Annotated in this window: 11 protein-coding genes; 6 read left to right on the top strand and 5 right to left on the bottom strand. The window is 69.4% G+C overall.

The genetic code is table 11. The features are described from left to right. Positions 1–169: 169 nt before the first annotated feature. Together FB560_RS16615 and FB560_RS16610 are read left to right on the top strand one after the other, a co-directional pair. Positions 170–670 carry a DNA helicase gene (locus FB560_RS16615; protein ID WP_141873618.1) on the top strand — a complete coding sequence of 167 codons (501 nt, stop codon included), beginning with the start codon at positions 170–172 and terminating at the stop codon, positions 668–670. Further along, entirely contained in the window at positions 667–1,188 is a 522-nt protein-coding gene (locus tag FB560_RS16610) for an aminoacyl-tRNA deacylase (protein WP_407662572.1), read from the top strand. The genes FB560_RS16615 and FB560_RS16610 overlap by 4 nt, the downstream gene beginning before the upstream one ends. 4 nt (positions 1,189–1,192) lie before the next feature. Here FB560_RS16610 and FB560_RS16605 read toward each other — a convergent pair whose 3' ends face one another. Together FB560_RS16605 and FB560_RS16600 are read right to left on the bottom strand one after the other, a co-directional pair. Continuing rightward, positions 1,193–1,615, bottom strand: coding sequence for an NUDIX hydrolase (locus FB560_RS16605; protein WP_141873616.1), 423 nt, complete (start codon positions 1,613–1,615; stop codon positions 1,193–1,195). A 44-nt stretch (positions 1,616–1,659) separates the two neighbouring features. Continuing rightward, entirely contained in the window at positions 1,660–3,252 is a 1,593-nt protein-coding gene (locus FB560_RS16600) for an amidohydrolase (RefSeq protein ID WP_141873614.1), read from the bottom strand. A gap of 113 nt (positions 3,253–3,365) precedes the next feature. Here FB560_RS16600 and FB560_RS16595 point away from each other — a divergent pair, with 113 nt between their 5' ends. Next, positions 3,366–3,815, top strand: coding sequence for a hypothetical protein (locus FB560_RS16595; RefSeq protein WP_141873612.1), 450 nt, complete (start codon positions 3,366–3,368; stop codon positions 3,813–3,815). 62 nt (positions 3,816–3,877) lie between these two features. Beyond that, positions 3,878–4,993: a M24 family metallopeptidase gene (locus FB560_RS16590; protein WP_141873610.1), complete on the top strand. Its 1,116-nt coding sequence runs from the start codon at positions 3,878–3,880 to the stop codon at positions 4,991–4,993. A 152-nt stretch (positions 4,994–5,145) separates the two neighbouring features. Here FB560_RS16590 and FB560_RS16585 read toward each other — a convergent pair whose 3' ends face one another. Further along, the gene (locus tag FB560_RS16585) at positions 5,146–11,169 is read right to left on the bottom strand and encodes a GH92 family glycosyl hydrolase (RefSeq protein WP_141873609.1); all 6,024 of its coding nucleotides are present in this window, start codon (positions 11,167–11,169) and stop codon (positions 5,146–5,148) included. A gap of 191 nt (positions 11,170–11,360) precedes the next feature. Here FB560_RS16585 and FB560_RS16580 point away from each other — a divergent pair, with 191 nt between their 5' ends. Further along, complete coding sequence (locus FB560_RS16580; protein WP_170198190.1) at positions 11,361–12,389, top strand: LacI family DNA-binding transcriptional regulator; 1,029 nt, start codon at positions 11,361–11,363, stop codon at positions 12,387–12,389. Between the two features lie 111 nt (positions 12,390–12,500). Here the strand turns inward: FB560_RS16580 and FB560_RS16575 are convergent, their stop codons facing one another. Next, the gene (locus FB560_RS16575) at positions 12,501–13,400 is read right to left on the bottom strand and encodes a saccharopine dehydrogenase family protein (RefSeq protein ID WP_141873607.1); all 900 of its coding nucleotides are present in this window, start codon (positions 13,398–13,400) and stop codon (positions 12,501–12,503) included. Between the two features lie 136 nt (positions 13,401–13,536). Here FB560_RS16575 and FB560_RS16570 point away from each other — a divergent pair, with 136 nt between their 5' ends. Next, positions 13,537–14,115, top strand: a complete 579-nt coding sequence (locus tag FB560_RS16570) for a helix-turn-helix domain-containing protein (RefSeq protein WP_141873606.1) — start codon at positions 13,537–13,539, stop codon at positions 14,113–14,115. Between the two features lie 81 nt (positions 14,116–14,196). Here the strand turns inward: FB560_RS16570 and ilvD are convergent, their stop codons facing one another. Beyond that, positions 14,197–16,101 carry a dihydroxy-acid dehydratase gene (gene ilvD, locus FB560_RS16565; protein ID WP_141873605.1) on the bottom strand — a complete coding sequence of 635 codons (1,905 nt, stop codon included), beginning with the start codon at positions 16,099–16,101 and terminating at the stop codon, positions 14,197–14,199. Positions 16,102–16,136 lie beyond the last annotated feature (35 nt).

Here is a 16,136-nt window from a genome sequence, read left to right as displayed (position 1 = left end):
TCATTCTCGCAGAGCTTCCCATGAGTTGGCTTTGTTCCCGTGCCCGAACAGGGGGACTGAAGGTACATCGTGGTCTGCGAGTTGGCAAGGGGTAGGTGTTTTCCCGCCTTGCATCCAGCCTCTTCTGGCAAGATGGGGAACCCGCACCTCCAATCGACAGGAGAACATCGTGAGCCTCAGCCGCAAGCGGAAGAAGGAACTGCGCCGACTGCAGAACGACGCGACCCAGCTCTGGGAGTCGCAGCAGGTTCTGGTCGGCCACGCCGCCGATGTCGCCCGCGAGGCCAGCCGTCAGCTCGGCAGCCTCGGTCGCGAGCAGGTGCTGCCCGTGGTCCAGGACACCTACAACCGCCGGGTCGCCCCGGTGGTGGACCGTGGTGTCAGTTTCGGCAAGCACGTCGTCGACGACAGGGTCGTCCCGATCGTCGGCGGAGTCGTCGGCAGCGCACTGACTGCCTGGGACGTCGCGAACGCGAAGCGCCTCGGCATCGAGAAGCAGGTGCGCAAGGCCACCAAGCCTCAGAAGAGCGGCCCGGGTCTCGGCTCGGTCGTCGCGATCATCCTGGGTGCCGCAGCCGCCGTCGGCGTGCTGTACGCCGCATGGCAGGCCCTTCGTGCCGACGACGAGCTCTGGGTCGCCGATGACCCGCTGTCCGCACCCGACGCGTGAGTTCCACTGATCTCGCCTCCGCACCTTCGGGTGACGGGGGCGATCAGCACGCCCGGGTCCGCGATGCCGCTGCGGCACGCGGCCTGGCGATCGACATCAGGGAGCGTCCGCAGGCGAACAGCCTGTTCGAGGCGGCGGAGCTGCTCGGCATCCCCCCGTCCGGCATCGTGAAGACCCTGGTCGTCAAGCGCGCGGATGACACGTACCTGTTCGCGCTCATCCCCGGCGGACGCTCGATCTCGTGGCCGAAGCTGCGCGCCCTCGTCGGCGTGAACAAGCTGCGCCTGCCCGAAGCCGAACTCGCCCTCGCCGCCACCGGATACGAGCGCGGAACCATCGTGCCCATCGGCAGCACGACGGACTGGCCGATCTACGCCGACGAGTCGATCGTCGGGAAGCGCATCGCGATGGGCGCAGGGGCTCATGGTTACAGCCTGTTCGTCGATGCCGACGATCTGATCGCCGCGTACGGTGCGACCGTCGCCGACATCTCCGTTCCGGAGGAGCGTCGGGACTGACCGGTCAGTAGATTCCGGCCATCCGCATCGCGATGTCGACCAGTTTGACCCGCTGCAGATCGGCGACCGCGCGACGCGAGAACCACTCGGCCATGTCGGTGGAGCCGTCGGTCTCGAACCGCAGCTTGCCGCCCGTGACCTGCGCCCGGTAGACGATGCGCAGGGTGTGCAACGGTTCCGCCGCCTTCTGCACCCGCTGCGTCGCCGGGATCACCCGGGAGTGGACGCCCAGCAGCTCACCGACCTTGACGCTGTACCCCGTCTCCTCGCGGAGCTCGCGGCGCACGGCATCCTCCGGGGGCTCGCCCGGCTCGAGTCCGCCACCGGGCATGGTCCAGGCGACGCGACGACCCTCGGTCCAGCGCGCGAGCAGGAGCCGGCCGTCGTCATCGGTGACGACCGCGTAAGCCGCGACACGCAGGTCCATAGCTTTCACCCTAGACCCCGATCCGGCCCCTCACGGTCCGTGAGTCAGACCACCCGGTGTCCGGCCAGGTAGGTCGACACGACGACGGTCTGCGCGAGCTCCTCCGCCGACACGGCGACCGGATCCCGGTCCACCACCAGGAAGTCGGCGAACAGCCCAGGCGTCAGCGCTCCGACCTCGTGCTCGCTGAACAGTTGCCAGGCGGCGTTCGCCGTGTGCGCGAGGAGCGCCTGCTCGCGCGTGACCGGCGTGCCGCCGGGCATACGAAAGCCGTTGCGCGTGGTGCGTGTCTCGGCGACGGCCATGTTGCGGAACGGTTCGTTCGGGGTCACCCACCCGTCGTTGTGGAAGGTCGCGCGGTGTCCGGCCGCGAATGCCGCTCCGGCATCCGCCCAGGCGCCGCCGTGCTCCGCACCGAACAGGTCGTCGACCAGCACTTCGCCCCAGTAGGTGATGTGGTCGACGAAGAGGCTGACCGTGACGCCCAGATCCGCCGCGCGCACGAACTGCGCTGGTGTCATCGCCCCGCAGTGCTCCAGCCGGAATCGATGGTCGCGCAGGTCGTGGCGCGCGATGATCTGCTCGTACACGTCCAGGGTGGCGTCGATCGCACGGTCGCCGTGCGCGTGGCAGGCGAGCTGCCATCCGCCGACGGCATAGGGCTCGGCGATCGCCAGGAGCTCATCGGCCGTGTAGTTCGCCTCGCCGACGTGCAGGGGTTCGAGGCCCAGATCTCGCGTGGCCGGCGTATCGAGGTAGGGGAACGACGTGGCGATGTTGCCGATCCACGGGGAACCGTCCGACCAGGTCTTCACCCCGGTCTGTCGGAACAGGGGATCGTCCGCTCCGCGTGCGGCCGCCACCCCACCCGGACGCGACATCTCGTACCAGCGCAACCGCACCGGCAGCTGTCCCTGCGTCTGGAGCGCCGCGATCAGCGGGTTGAGCTCGGCGTTCCACGACAGGTCCGAGACCGTCGTGACCCCGCGCGCGGCGAGATCCCGCAGGTGCCCGGTGAGCAACGCCGGCATGTGCTGCTGCGCGGTGGCGAGCAGGGGAGCGAGGACCATCTCCACGGCGGCGGCCTCGAGCGCGACGCCGGTGAGCGCGCCGTCGTCGGCACGACCGAAAGAGGCGCCGACCGGATCCGGCGTGGATGCGTCGATGCCCGCGGCGACCGCGGCAGCCGCGTTGAAGTAGGCCGAGTGACCCGAGTTGTGGATCACGACCAGCGGTACGGCGCCGGCGAGCTCGTCGAGGAAGCGCATGTCGGGGTCGGGGAGCCCGCGCTGCAGCAGGGCATCCCAGCCGTTCACGAACACCGCTCCCTCGGCGTCGGCCACGGCTTGTCCGATCGTCGCGAGCGCGCCCGTCGCATCCGGCACGACGACCGGGCGGATGTCGACGACGAGATCCGAGAGCACGATCGCCGAGAACGAAGGATGCCCGTGGGGCTCGATCAGGCCCGGCATGACCCATCCCGCTAGGGCGACCGTCTCGGCATCCGGGTACCGCGCGGTCAGACCCGCCGTCGTTCCGACCCGTACGACTCGACCGTCCTCGACGGCCATCGCCTCGACCTCCGTGTCGATCAGGGGGGAGAACGGACGGATACGGCCGGTGAAGACAGTCGTCATGGCGTCAGTCTGGCAGGGATGCCAGAACCGATCGATCACGAATCGAGAAGCACAGCGAGCGGCGGCGTCCGTACTCTGAAGTCATCACAGATCGCATCGCGAAAGGAACGGCCGTGGCCGACAACGAGAAGAACTTCAGTGCCGAAGAGCGCGAGGCCATGCAGGCAGCCGCCAAGGAGGCCAAGGCCCGGCGGTCGCGCGCGAAGAAGACCCCGGAGGAGCAGCGCGCCGAGGGCGAGGCCGACCTGAAGGCCGCCATCGACAAGCTGTCCGACGAGAACGACAAGAAGCTCGCCACCGCGCTGCACGAGCTGGTCACGGAGGTCGCCCCCGACCTCATGCCGCGCACCTATTACGGGATGCCGGGGTGGGGCAAGGACGGCAAGGTGCTCTGCTTCTTCCAGCCGGCCAGCAAGTTCAAGGTGCGCTACGGCACCTTCGGCTTCGAGCCCATCTCGAACCTCGACGACGGCACGATGTGGCCGACCGCGTACGCCCTGCTCGAGTTGACATCTGCGAACCGAAAGCTGCTCGCGGACCGCATTCGTCTCGCGATCAGCTGACGACACGGGCCTGCACGAGAAGGGCGGAGACAGCGGCGATACCGCGCAGTAGCGTGGACGCCGTGAGCACCCTGCCCTTCTCCTCGTCTGTGTACGCCGCCCGCCTCGACCGCGCCGCCGCCCTCGCCGCCGATGCCGGACTCGACGCGATCATCGTCGGTCCCGGTCCGGACCTGCAGTACCTGGTGGGCGTCGAAGGCGACACGATCGAGCGCCTGACCGCACTCGTGCTCGGCCCCGGGCTCGCGCCGACCGTCGTGGTCCCGCGGATGGAGCTCGCGAAGGTGCGCTCGACCGCGGTCGGCGCACTCGGACTGCGCCTTGCGGACTGGGTCGACGGCGAGAAGCCCTACGACCTCGTCGCCGATGCGATCGGCACTGCGACGCGGGTCGGCGTCTCGGATGCCCTGCCCGCGCTGCACGTGATCCCGATCGGGGAGCGGTTGGGCGTGACGCTCGAACTCGCCACCCCCGTGCTGCGCGAGAGCCGCATGGTCAAGGATGACGCCGAGATCGCAGAGCTTCGCCGCGCGGGTGAGGCCATCGATGCCGTGCACCGTCGTGTGCCGGAGTGGTTGCGCGCCGGTCGCACCGAGCGCGAGGTGGCGGCGGACATCGCCGAGGCGATCGTGGCCGAGGGCCACCGCACGGTCGAGTTCGTGATCGTGGGTTCGGGTCCGAACGGTGCGGATCCGCATCACGAGGTCTCGGACCGCGTGATCCAGGCCGGCGACATCGTGGTGGTCGACATCGGCGGCGCGGTGCCCAGCGGTTACAACTCCGACAGCACGCGCACCTACGCCGTGGGGGAGCCCGATCCCGCCACCGCCGAGCGCATCGGCGTGCTCGTGCGCGCGCAGCAGGCCGCGGTCGATGCGGCTCGTCCCGGCGCCACCGCCGCGGAGGTCGATGCCGCCGCCCGCGACGTGCTCGCCGCGGCGGGGCTCGGGGAGGCGTTCCTGCACCGCACCGGCCACGGCATCGGAGTCTCGGTGCACGAGGAGCCCTACATCGCCCCCGGCAACGACCTGGTGCTGCGCGAGGGCATGGCGTTCAGCATCGAGCCCGGCATCTACTTCACCGGTGAGTGGGGTGCGCGCATCGAGGACATCGTGGTCGTGACGGCCGAAGGATGCGAGCGCCTGAACGTCGCGCCGCACACGCTCACCTCGGTCTGACCGACCGATCCCGCCGACGAGGGGTCAAGACACGCCGTAGCGGGATGCGATGGCGCGGCGTGTCGTGACCGCTCACCGCCACAGGGACGACGAAGAAGCCGCCCACCCCGGGGAACGGGATGGGCGGCTTCGTCGTGCGGAGTCCCTGGGGGTCAGGACTCCACGCGACGCCGGCGGATGACGAGCACGCCACCGGCGGCGAGCAGCGCCAGCAACAGACTGATGAGCGTCAGGGGGATCGCTCCGCCCGTGCCTGCCAGGCCGTCGCCGCCACCGGCCGCCGCGGTCACCCGGAGGGCACCCTCGGCACTCAGGCCGGAGTCAGCGCCTTCCGCGATGAGCGTGTGAGCGCCCACCGGAGCGGATGCCGGCACCGTCAGCTGCACCCGGAAGGCTCCGGTTCCGTCTGCCGTGACCTCGCCGAGGCGGATCGGGTCGGAGTGCAGTGTGAAGGTGACCTTCTCACCCGAGGCGAAGCCGCGGCCGATGACCTCGACGCTGCCGCCCTGCACCACGCTCTTCGCACCGATCACGAGCTCGGCCTCGAGCACCGGGGTGCCGCGGACCTCGAGCGTGAGCGGCGTCGACTCGGAGCCACCGAAGGCCTCCGGGTCGGACGGCACGAACCGTGCGACGAAGGTGTGGGTTCCCGAGGTCGCGATCAGCACATCGGCGGTCGCCGTGCCCGCGGTGACGGTGGCCGAGCCGACCACGGTGTCGCCCTCGAAGAAGTCGACCTTGCCGGCCGCGTCGGCCGGGGTGACCGTCGCGGTGAGTGCGACCGATTCGCCGGCGACCGCATCGTCGGTGCCCGCGGTCAGGGTGACCGCGGTGCTCTGCGGCGCCGTGGTCTCGGCGGTGACCCGGAGTGACGTCCGGGCTTCGACGTTCGACACGTCGCCCAGAGCCACCACGGGGTGATCGCCGTCCACGGCATCCTCCGGCACGACGATGTCGCCACGGATCGAGCCGTCGTCGCGGGCCTTCACGACCACGGGCTCCTCGTCGTCGATGCGGATCGATACGTCCTCGCCCGGGGCGAAGCCCGTGCCGGTGACCTCGACCGAATCGCCCGGGTGGGCTTCCTCGGGTGCCGCGATCTCCGGGGCGTACTCCGGCTCCGGCTCCTCGACCGCGATCTGGAGGGTCGCATCCGCCGACTGCACGCCGTCATCCGCCGTGACGGTCACCGTGAAGGTGCCGGCCGTGGCGTAGGTGTGGCCGGCGGCGACGGCGCCGTCCTCGATCTCGACCGCGGCGACGGGAGAACCGTCACCCCAATTGACGATCGCGGTGTTGTCTGCGGTGCCTCCGGTGACCGTGGCGAGCGTCGCGTCGAACGCCTCGCCGGCGATCTGACCCGGCACCGTGCCGGGCTCGACGTTGAGCGGTGCAGCGGCCGAGCGGTCGCCGTCCGAGCCGATCGCGAAGACGTGCACGCGTCCGTCGTTCAACGAACCCGTCTCCTTCGGCATCGTCAGCGACTCGACGACCTTCGGGGCCCCCTTGTCATCGACATCGAGTGCGATCGGCGCGGTCGCGTAGATCGCCGTGTTCTTGGCTCCTCCCGACTCCGCACCCGTTCCGGAGAGACGACCCTCCGAGATCGTGAGCACGGTGTTCTGCTTGTAGGGGTTGCCGGATGCCCCGACCCAGTCGCCGAGGCTGATCGTCACCGTCTGCGTGGTGCCGTCGGTGAAGTGCAGCACGGCCTGCGAGTCGCGGTTGCTCTCGGTCGCCGTACCGATGAAGGAGAGCTGCGTGGCACCCGCGCCGAGCGACAGGCGCACGGTCTGGCCCTCGCCGGTGATGTTGTCGGGCGCACCCGCCGCCACCTCCGGGAGGTCGTACGTCAGCTCGGTGCCGGGGATCGTCAGGGTCTCGCCCTGCACGAAGCCGTCGGCTGCGAGCTTGTCGCGGTAGTACCCGTGGCCCTGCGAATCGCAGTTGGCCGCGGTGACCCCGAGGTCGCCGATGCAGACGTTGTTGAAGGCGCCGACCAGCGTCTCGTCCCGGTAGACCGTGACGGTCGCGGTGGTCTGGGCCACCGCGCCGCTCGAGTCGCGCACCGTGACCCCAGCCGAGTACGTGCCGGGAGCCGTGAAGGTGTGCGGAGCGCTCACCTTCCAGCCACCCAGGTCATCCCGTGCCAGCTTCACATCGGTCACCTCGGTGTCGTCTCCGTAGTCGACCGTGACGGCGTAGCCCGAGGCCTCCGTCTCGGTCCCGACGATCGTCGCGAGCGAACCGGAGAACTCGGTGTCGACCTTGACCCGCTGCGGGGCGCCGGCCGAGATCGCGAGTCCGTCAGCAGCCGATGCGGACGCGAACAGCTCGATCTCCGACAGCGACAGCGCCTCGCTCTTCGAGGTCAACGTGAGCTTCACGCTCGTGTAGCCGTCCGCGCCCTGGGCCGTGAACGGTCGGGTCTGGGTGTCCCACGTGAACGTCTCGCCGTCACGGCTGTCGATCTCGGTCCAGGTCTGGCCGTCGATGGAGCCCTCGAGCGTCCAGCTCGACGGGGCATCCGCCTTCGCAGCACTCGTCAGGGTGTACTGCCCGATCGAGACCGGTCCGGACTGCGAGGTCCACACCAGCTCGGTCGAGTCTCCCGCGAAGGTGACCTTCGAGTTCATGTTGTCGTCGATCAGCGAGCCGACGGGGGTGCCGTCGGTCGCCGTGAGCGTGCCGCGGCCGACCTTGGTGGCATCCACCAGCGTGGTCGGGACCTCGAGCTTCTCGCCCAGGTCCTTGGTGCCCCACGTCGACGGCGTCGCGCTCATCGTGAAGTCGAGCGTTCCTCCCTCACGCACCAGGTCGCCGTCGAACGTGGTCTGATCGATGGCCGTGCCGTTGATGCTGACTCCGGCGACGTAGTCCTTGCCCGTCGACGCTCCGGGAGCGTTGATGACGAGGTCGGTGTCACCGATCGAGAGGGTCGCGCTGTCGAACAGCGGCGTGCCGATCGTGTAGTTCCCCGATCCCACTTCGAGCGGGTAGAAGCCGAGGGCCGAGAACACGTACCAGGCCGAGAACTCGCCGTTGTCCTCATCGCCCGGGTAGCCCTGGCCGATGTCGGAACCCACGAAGAGGCGGTCCTGGATGTCGCGGATCAGCTCCTGCGCCCCCGAGGGGTCGCCCGCCTCGGCGAGCACGTAGGGGATGTGGTGCGCGATCTGGTTCGACATGCCGAGCATGCCGAGTCGCACATCACGCGCTTCCCGTGCCTCGTGGATACCGGAGTAGTCGGCCTTCTCGCGAGTGGTGAGGAAGTCGTGCATCACGTCGACCAGCTCCTGACGTCCGCCGTACAGCGCGGCGAGTCCGTCGACGTCGTGCGGCGCGTGGAATCCGAAGGTCCAGGCACTGGCCTCGGTGAAGGCACCGCCCCAGGCCTTCTTGTCGAAGTCGGCACCGGAGGTCCAGCTGCCGTCGGCGTTGCGCGAGGTGAACGTGCCCGCTTCCGGGTTGTACATCTCGACGTAGTGCTCAGCACGTGCCTCGAAGTAGGTCGCCTCCTCCTTCAGCTGTGCGACGCGGTCGGTCGGCGTCTTCGGGTCCTCGGAGAGGGCCTTCGCCATCTCCGAGATGCCGAAGTCGTTGATGTATCCCTCGAGTCCCCACGACGCGCTCTCGTGGGTGCTCGCCTCGGTGTAGCCGAGGAAGATCGACTGCCCGAGACCCTTGCGTCCGACGGCGTTGGATGCCGGGAGCACGGTCGCGTTCTTGACGGCGGCGTCGTAGGCCTCGAGCGCGGTGTCGGTACTCAGGGCACCGGCGAGGTAGGCGTCGGCGAATGCGACGTCGGAGCTCGTACCGGTCATGAGGTCGGCGTAGCCGGGGGAGGACCAACGGGCGACCCATCCACCGTCGCGGTACTGCTGCACGAAGCCGTCGACCAGTTCCTCGGTCACATCGGGGTAGAGCAGCGAGTAGAGCGGCCAGGCCGTGCGATACGTGTCCCAGAAGCCGTTGTTGACGTAGATCTTGCCGTCGACGATCTTGGCATTGGTCTGGGTGTCGCTCGCCGATCCGCTGGTCGCGGAGACCGGGCTGGCGTACTTGTAGACCGGCTTGGTCGCGGTGCCCGTGTTCTCGAACTGCGAGTTGGGGTACAGGTTCAGGCGGTACAGGCTCGAGTACAGCGTCACCAGCTGGGTGTCGCTCGCGCCCTTGACGTCGTGCACGACGCTGAGTCGCTCGTTCCACGCATCGCGGACTGCCTTGTGAGCCCGGTCGAACGAGACGCCCTCGAGCTCGAATCCGTGGTTGGCCTCGGCCTGGTCCTGAGAGATGAACGACGACGACAGGCGCAGCTCGACCGTGCGGTCGGTGGTGGTGTCGAATGCCGCGTAGCGGGCGGTGCCGTTGCGGTCGCCGCGGGTGGTGGCACCGGATGCCGTGGGCTCGCGGTCGAACGTGCCGTACACGAACATGCGGGTGCGTCCCGGCCAGCCGGAACCGCCGTCGACCCATCCGCTGACGGTGTCGCCCGAGATGGTGAGCTTCGAGCTGTCCACGAGCTGGTCGATCAGCACGGAGCTGGCGTCGCCGGTGAACTCGAAGCGGTAGATGGCGCCGTGATCGGTCGCGGTGACCTCGGTGTTGATGCCGTTGTCGAACTCGACGCCGTAGATGTCCGGCCGGGCGGTCTCGTTCTCGTGGTGGAACGTGAGCTTGCGGTCGTTCAGCGACGACGTGGGGTTCGCATTCGCGGCGGGGAGCACGGCGATCTGGTTGCGGTCCCCCATCCAGATGCTCGGCTGGTGCGAGAAGCCGATGCCGTTCAGCGCCGGCAGGTTCTGCGCGTTGTTGGCCCGCTGGTACTGGTAGATCGTTCCGACGTTGTCGGCGTTGGTCATCGGGGTGATGAAGTTGAAGCCGTTCGGCCACGCGGTCGCGGGCAGGTTGTTGCCGCGCGAGAATCCGCCGGTCGAGTTCGTGCCGCGGCGGGTGTCGACGTACGAGACGAGGCCGTCGGCGGGGTCGATCTCTTCCGCTGCACCGATCGCGACGTCATCCAGCCATCCGCTGAAGGCCGTCTCACCGGTGGGGACCTCGACGCCCTTGACGTCGGTACCGGGGTGGTCGTAGGTGAACAGGATGTCGTCGACCGTGCGTCCGGCGAACTGGCCGAGGTCGACCGTCACCTTGTTCCACTGGTTCGGCCACAGCACGTTCGCCTGCCCCTGCTGCCGCGCGTTCGCGCCGTAGCCGTAGGAGTCGACCGCTCCGCTGGTGGAGAGGGAGGTGCCGTCGTCGAAGGTCAGGTCGACCGCGACGAACGTGGCGGCATACGTCTGCTCGCCGTCGAGCACAGGGAAGACGAGGTACGACAGCTCGCTGTCATCCGCGACCGCGAGGTCGACGTCGTCGTAGAGGACGCTCGTCGACGAGGCGGGTCCGGCGGCGAGGTGGCGTCCGGTGTACTGCAGGGCCTTGGTGCCGGAGAAGCCGACACCCGTCTTGGCCGTGTCGGAGCTGGTGGGGCCGTTGCCGATCTGCAGCTTGAGGTCGGCGGGCTCGGGAGTCGCGCCGTCGACGGCGATGGGCTCCCAGCCGGCCAGCTGCACGATGTTCTTGCTGGGCGTCTTGGTGGCGAGCACGTCGAGGCGGTAGTAGGTGTACGCGACGCTCGGTGTGGCGAGGGTGAAGGAGCGGGTCTCGCCGCGCCCGCTGAACATCTCGCCGCTGCGCTCATCGACGGTCACCCAGTCGGTGCCGTTGTTCGAGCCCTGCACCCGGAAGTCCTTCGGGTCGCGATCGGGCTCGTCGTTGCCGGAGGTGAGGGTGTAGCGCACCATGGGTTGCGGCTGCGCGAGCTGGTACTGCACCCATGCCTTGTTCGTGAAGGCCAGCCATTTCGAGGAGGCGTTGCCGTCGGCGACGAAGGCCGCGCCCTCGTTCGGGGTGTTCTGGGCGGATGCCGTCACGGCGGTGACGCCGCCGAGCACGCTGCCGGGGGCGAACTGGCTGCCGGTGACGTTGACCGCATCGCCGGTGCCGATCAGCGCGGGTGCGGCATCAGCCGACTCGAACGATGACGCGAACGTCGAGCCTGCCGCGGCGGACGCCTGGACCGGCGTCAGCATGGCCAGGCTCACCGTCACCGCGACGCCTGCTGCCGCCCATGATCGGCGGGCGGGTCGTGCGTTCCTCGGGCTGGGGACCCTCATGGTTGCTCCTCAAACTCCACTGCTGTGTGTCGTCCGTCTGCCGCGGGTCTTCCGATGAGACCGCGTGACGATATGACATCGCTGTCATACGATGAGGACGCTACCACAGCACTCGCGGTGCAGGGAAGGTGCATCTGCCGATGCGCGACCGCGATAATGAGCTATCCGCCCCCGGCGGGCGAGGGGGACGCATGACACGAACAGACGATGAGGCGGCGCCGCGACCGACCCTCGCGCAGGTCGCCGCACGCGCGGGCGTCAGTCTGAAGACGGCATCGCGAGCCCTCGGCGGCGAGTCCTATGTGAGCGCGAAGACCCTCGCGAGCGTGCTGGCCGCCGCCGCCGAGCTCGACTATCAGCGCAACGCCGCCGCCAGCCTGCTCGCCAGCGGCCGACTGGCCGAATCGATCGGACTGATCACCGGGGACTTCACCAACCCGTTCTACTCCGCACTCGCGCAGGCCATCGAAGACGAGATCCGTCCGCGCGGCATGCACCTCTCGGTCGCGAACTCCCGCGAGTCCGCCGAGCAGGAGCAGCGCGTCGCCCACGACCTCGCCGACCGCCAGACCAAGGCGGTGATCACGGTCTCCGCCATGACCGACCACTCCGAGTACGCCCAGCTCCAGGCCCGCGGCATCCCCGTCGTCTTCGTCGACCGCCCCGCCGAGAACCTCGACGCGGATTCCGTCGTGTTCGACAACCGCGAGGGTGGACGCCTGGCAGCCCGCCACCTGATCGACGCCGGCCACCACCGCATCGCGTTCATCGGCGACTACGCCTGGCTTCCCACGTATCGCCAGCGCCTCGCCGGCATGGGCGACGTGCTCGACGGCGAGGGCTCGGACTGGCGTGAGCTGCTGCGCACCGACGCCCACGACGTGCCCTCGTCGCGCGAGTGCATGCGCGGACTGCTCGCGCTCGAGACGCCGCCGACCGCGGTGGTCGCGGGGAACAACCGCATACTCCTCGGTGTGATGGAGGAGATCGCCGATCATCCGCAGTCATCACCCGCCGTGATCGGCTTCGACGAACCGGAGTGGGCACAGGTGCTCGGTATCAGCGTCGTCACCGGCGACGTCGAGGCGCTGGGCCGCCAGGCCGCCCGCCTCGCCGTCGCCCGCCTGAGCGATCGCACACGCGCCTACGAGAGCGTCGTGATCCCGATGCAACTCATCGCACGGCGCTCGACGGTCGCGCCCGTGGGATCGACCGACTGAGCCCGCGCGACTCGCCCGAACCAGTCCGCGAACCGACCTCGCCCGAACCAGCTCGCCGAGGGGTCAAGACACGCCCTGGCCAGATGCCGAGGCACGGCGTGTCTTGACCCCTCACCCCAGCAGGACCCCGGCCTCGTCGACCGTGACCAGGTCGGCCATCGTCACGGCACCGTGTGCCGAGCCCGCGATGCGGAGGGCCGCGAGGGCAGTGAGGCGGCCGGTCGCCTCGGACTGTCCGGAGCCCGCGGCCTGCCGACGCTCGCCCGTGCGACGATTGCGCGCCACGACATGCCAGTCGTCGCTGCCGAGGTGCGGGGCGATCGACAGCACTCCGCGCAGTGCGGGCAGACGCCCCACGAGCTCGAGGGATGCCGTCATCGCCGCCGATCCGAGAGTGAGGTACGACCGGATGACGGGTGCCCCGGTCGGTGCCAACAGGATGTGGTCGGGGAAGTCGGCGCGCAGGTAGCGGCGGGTGCGACCGTCCGGCCCTTCAGCGCGCAGACTCGTGCGGAAGTTGCGCACCCTTCCGGCCTCGGGCGGCAGATGCACGTCGGTGCCGACGAGTCCTGCGGTCCAGGCGACCGCGGCCGGCCCGTGCTTCTCCCCGCTGCCGAGCATCACGAGCACGTCGATCTGGTCATGCGGACGAGAGTCGAGCGCGGCAGCGAGCACCGTGGTCAGGCCGGGGGCGAGTCCGGCGCCGAGCACGACGGGTCCGCGTGCGGCGTCTCGCAGCGCGGCGAGGTAGCTCCCGGTGGCCGAGATGTCGACCAGGGGCGTGCGCGCCGTCGCGGTCGCGAGGTCGGCGCGCTCGATGCCGGAGGCGTTGATCACGACGTCGTGGTCGGCGGCGAGGACGGCCAGTGGTGCGAGGTCTCCGCGCAGATCGATGCGGATCCCGCCCGCCTCGGCGCGACTGGCCGCGGTCACGGTGTGTTCGTCTCGCTCCAGCTCGCGGCGGATCACGGCACCGACGGCGCCGCGGGCGCCCAGCAGCAGTGCCCTCATCGGATGCTCGGGGACGGACGTCGTACGGTCATGATGCGCTCCTTCTCGCTCGGTGTGTTCCGCGAGCGGATTCCATCGTCGAACCGCGTGTTCATCGGCATCCAGCTCGTTTGCAGATTCTGCAAAGATGACAGGCATGGATGCCGAGACCGCTGCGGTGCTGGAGGCCATCGGCCCGCGTCTGCGCCGCCTGCGCTCCTCCCGGGGGATGACCCTGGCCGAAGTCGCCGCACTCTCCGGCCTGTCCGTGAGCGCGTTGTCGCGGATCGAGACCGGCCACCGACAGCCGACACTCGACGCACTGATCCCGCTCGCACGCGCGTTCGCCGTCTCGCTCGACCGGCTCATCGCCGCACCGGAGACCGGAGACCCGCGAGTGAACCTGGAGCCGCAGCGGCTCAGCGCGGGAGGAGTGGCCGTGCCGCTCACGCAATATCCCGGTCGGGTGCAGGCGTTCAAGCATGTGCTCGGGCCGCGCGAGCCCACACTGGTGAGCCACCAGGGTCACGCCTGGATCCATGTGCTCGCCGGACACCTGCGGCTGATCCTCGGAAGTCAGGAGCACCTGCTCGAACCGGGGGAGAACGTGGAGTTCGACTCCTCGACCCCGCACTGGTTCGGCCCGGCCGATCAGCTGGCGGTGGAGATCCTGCACCTCTTCGTCCCCGACGGCGAGCGTCCGATCACCCGCACGCTCTCGACCCCGCCCGCGTGAGGGGTCGAGACACGCCGTACGCCCGTGCGCACGCGCGGCGTGTTCTGACCCCTCACCGGTGAGTGAAGCCGTACGCGCTCGTCACACGAGGGCGGCGGCGCTCTGCAGCTCCTGCGCCCGCAGGGCGCGCTCGACCTTCTCGACGTCGCGCACGGCACCGCGGTCCGCCGACGTCGCCATCGCCGCATAGGCACGCAGCGCCAGCGACACCGGCCGGGCGCGGTCGACGGGCTGGTATCCGGGGCCCTCGAGCAGACGGGCACGCCGCTCTTCGAGCTCGGCCTCGCTCACCTGCAGCGACATCGAGCGCGAAGGGATGTCGATGTCGATGATGTCTCCGTCCTGCACCAGGGCGATCACACCACCCGCGGCGGCCTCCGGGGAGACGTGGCCGATCGACAGCCCCGATGTTCCACCCGAGAAGCGGCCGTCCGTGATCAGCGCGCACACCTTGCCCAGGCCGCGGCCCTTGAGGAACGAGGTCGGGTGCAGCATCTCCTGCATCCCCGGTCCGCCCTGGGGGCCTTCGTAGCGGATGACGACCACGTCGCCCGGCAGCACCTTCTTGCCGAGGATCTTCGCGACCGCCTCCTCCTGCGACTCGCACACGACGGCGGGACCCGAGAACACCAGGATCGAGGGGTCGACGCCGGCGGTCTTCACCACGGCGCCGTCGACCGCGAGGTTGCCGCGGAGCACCGCGAGACCGCCGTCGACCGAGTAGGCATGCTCGACGTCGCGGATGCAGCCGGTCGCCGCATCCTCGTCGAGGGCCGCCCAGCGCTCCGACTGTGAGAACGCGCTCGAGGAGCGCACCCCGCCAGGGGCTGCGTACCAGAGGTCCTTCGCGGCATCCGTCGCCTTGCCGCCGCGGATGTCCCAGTCGTCCAACCAGGCCTCGAACGACGGGGAGTGGATGGTGCTGACGTTCTCGTCGAGCAGGTTGCCGCGACGCAGCTCGCCGAGGACCGCGGGGATGCCGCCGGCGCGGTGCACGTCCTCCATGTAGTACATGCGGCCGTAGGCCGGGTTCGGCGCGATCTTCGCGAGGCAGGGCACGCGGCGCGAGACCGCATCGATCTCGTCGAGCCCGAAGCTGATGCCGGCCTCGTGCGCGGCGGCGAGCAGGTGCAGGATCGTGTTGGTCGATCCGCCCATCGCGATGTCGAGGGCCATGGCGTTCTCGAAGGCCGCGAAGCTCGCGACCTCGCGCGGCAGCACCGAGGTGTCGTCGTCATAGTAGAAGCGGCGGGTGATCTCGACCGCGACCTCGCCGGCTTTCTCGTACAGCGCACGGCGGGCGGTGTGGGTGGCGAGCACCGAGCCGTTGCCGGGCAGCGCGAGGCCGAGCGCCTCGACGAGGCAGTTCATCGAGTTGGCGGTGAACATGCCGGAGCAGGAGCCACAGGTCGGGCAGGCGTTCTCCTCGATGCGCTTCATGTCGGCATCCGACACGGTGTCGTTCGCGGCCTCGGAGATCGCGTCGACCAGGTCGAGCGTGCGCACGGAGCCGTCGACGAGCGTGGCCCGTCCGGCCTCCATCGGTCCGCCCGAGACGAAGACGGTCGGGATGTTCAGGCGCAGGGCGGCCATGAGCATACCGGGGGTGATCTTGTCGCAGTTGGAGATGCAGACCAGGGCGTCCGCCTGGTGCGCGTTGACCATGTACTCGACCGAGTCGGCGATCAGGTCGCGCGAGGGGAGCGAGTACAGCATCCCTCCGTGGCCCATCGCGATGCCGTCGTCGACCGCGATGGTGTTGAACTCGCGCGGGATGCCGCCGGCAGCGGAGATCGCGTCGGAGACGATGCGCCCGACGGGCTGCAGATGGGTGTGGCCGGGGACGAACTCGGTGAAGCTGTTGGCGACGGCGATCATCGGCTTGCCGAAGTCGGCGGGGTTGACGCCGGCGGCGCGGAACAGGGCACGGGCTCCTGCGGCGTTGCGGCCGTGCGTGACGGTACGGGAGCGAAGGGGGGTGGGCATTCTTCCACCCTGGCGTCTGACGGCACTCGAAGGAA

The sequence above is a fragment of the Microbacterium saperdae genome (assembly GCF_006716345.1).
Taxonomy (GTDB): Bacteria; Actinomycetota; Actinomycetes; order Actinomycetales; family Microbacteriaceae; genus Microbacterium; species Microbacterium saperdae.
This window is presented reverse-complemented; position numbering and strand designations above follow the sequence as displayed.

Excerpts from the sequence above, each read along its gene's own strand:
- FB560_RS16585 (WP_141873609.1), bottom strand. The coding sequence starts at position 11,169 with ATGAGGGTCCCCAGCCCGAGGAACGCACGACCCGCCCGCCGATCATGG.
- FB560_RS16570 (WP_141873606.1), top strand. The coding sequence starts at position 13,537 with ATGGATGCCGAGACCGCTGCGGTGCTGGAGGCCATCGGCCCGCGTCTG.
- FB560_RS16600 (WP_141873614.1), bottom strand. The coding sequence starts at position 3,252 with ATGACGACTGTCTTCACCGGCCGTATCCGTCCGTTCTCCCCCCTGATC.
- FB560_RS16580 (WP_170198190.1), top strand. The coding sequence starts at position 11,361 with ATGACACGAACAGACGATGAGGCGGCGCCGCGACCGACCCTCGCGCAG.
- FB560_RS16575 (WP_141873607.1), bottom strand. The coding sequence starts at position 13,400 with ATGAGGGCACTGCTGCTGGGCGCCCGCGGCGCCGTCGGTGCCGTGATC.
- ilvD (WP_141873605.1), bottom strand. The coding sequence starts at position 16,101 with ATGCCCACCCCCCTTCGCTCCCGTACCGTCACGCACGGCCGCAACGCC.
- FB560_RS16605 (WP_141873616.1), bottom strand. The coding sequence starts at position 1,615 with ATGGACCTGCGTGTCGCGGCTTACGCGGTCGTCACCGATGACGACGGC.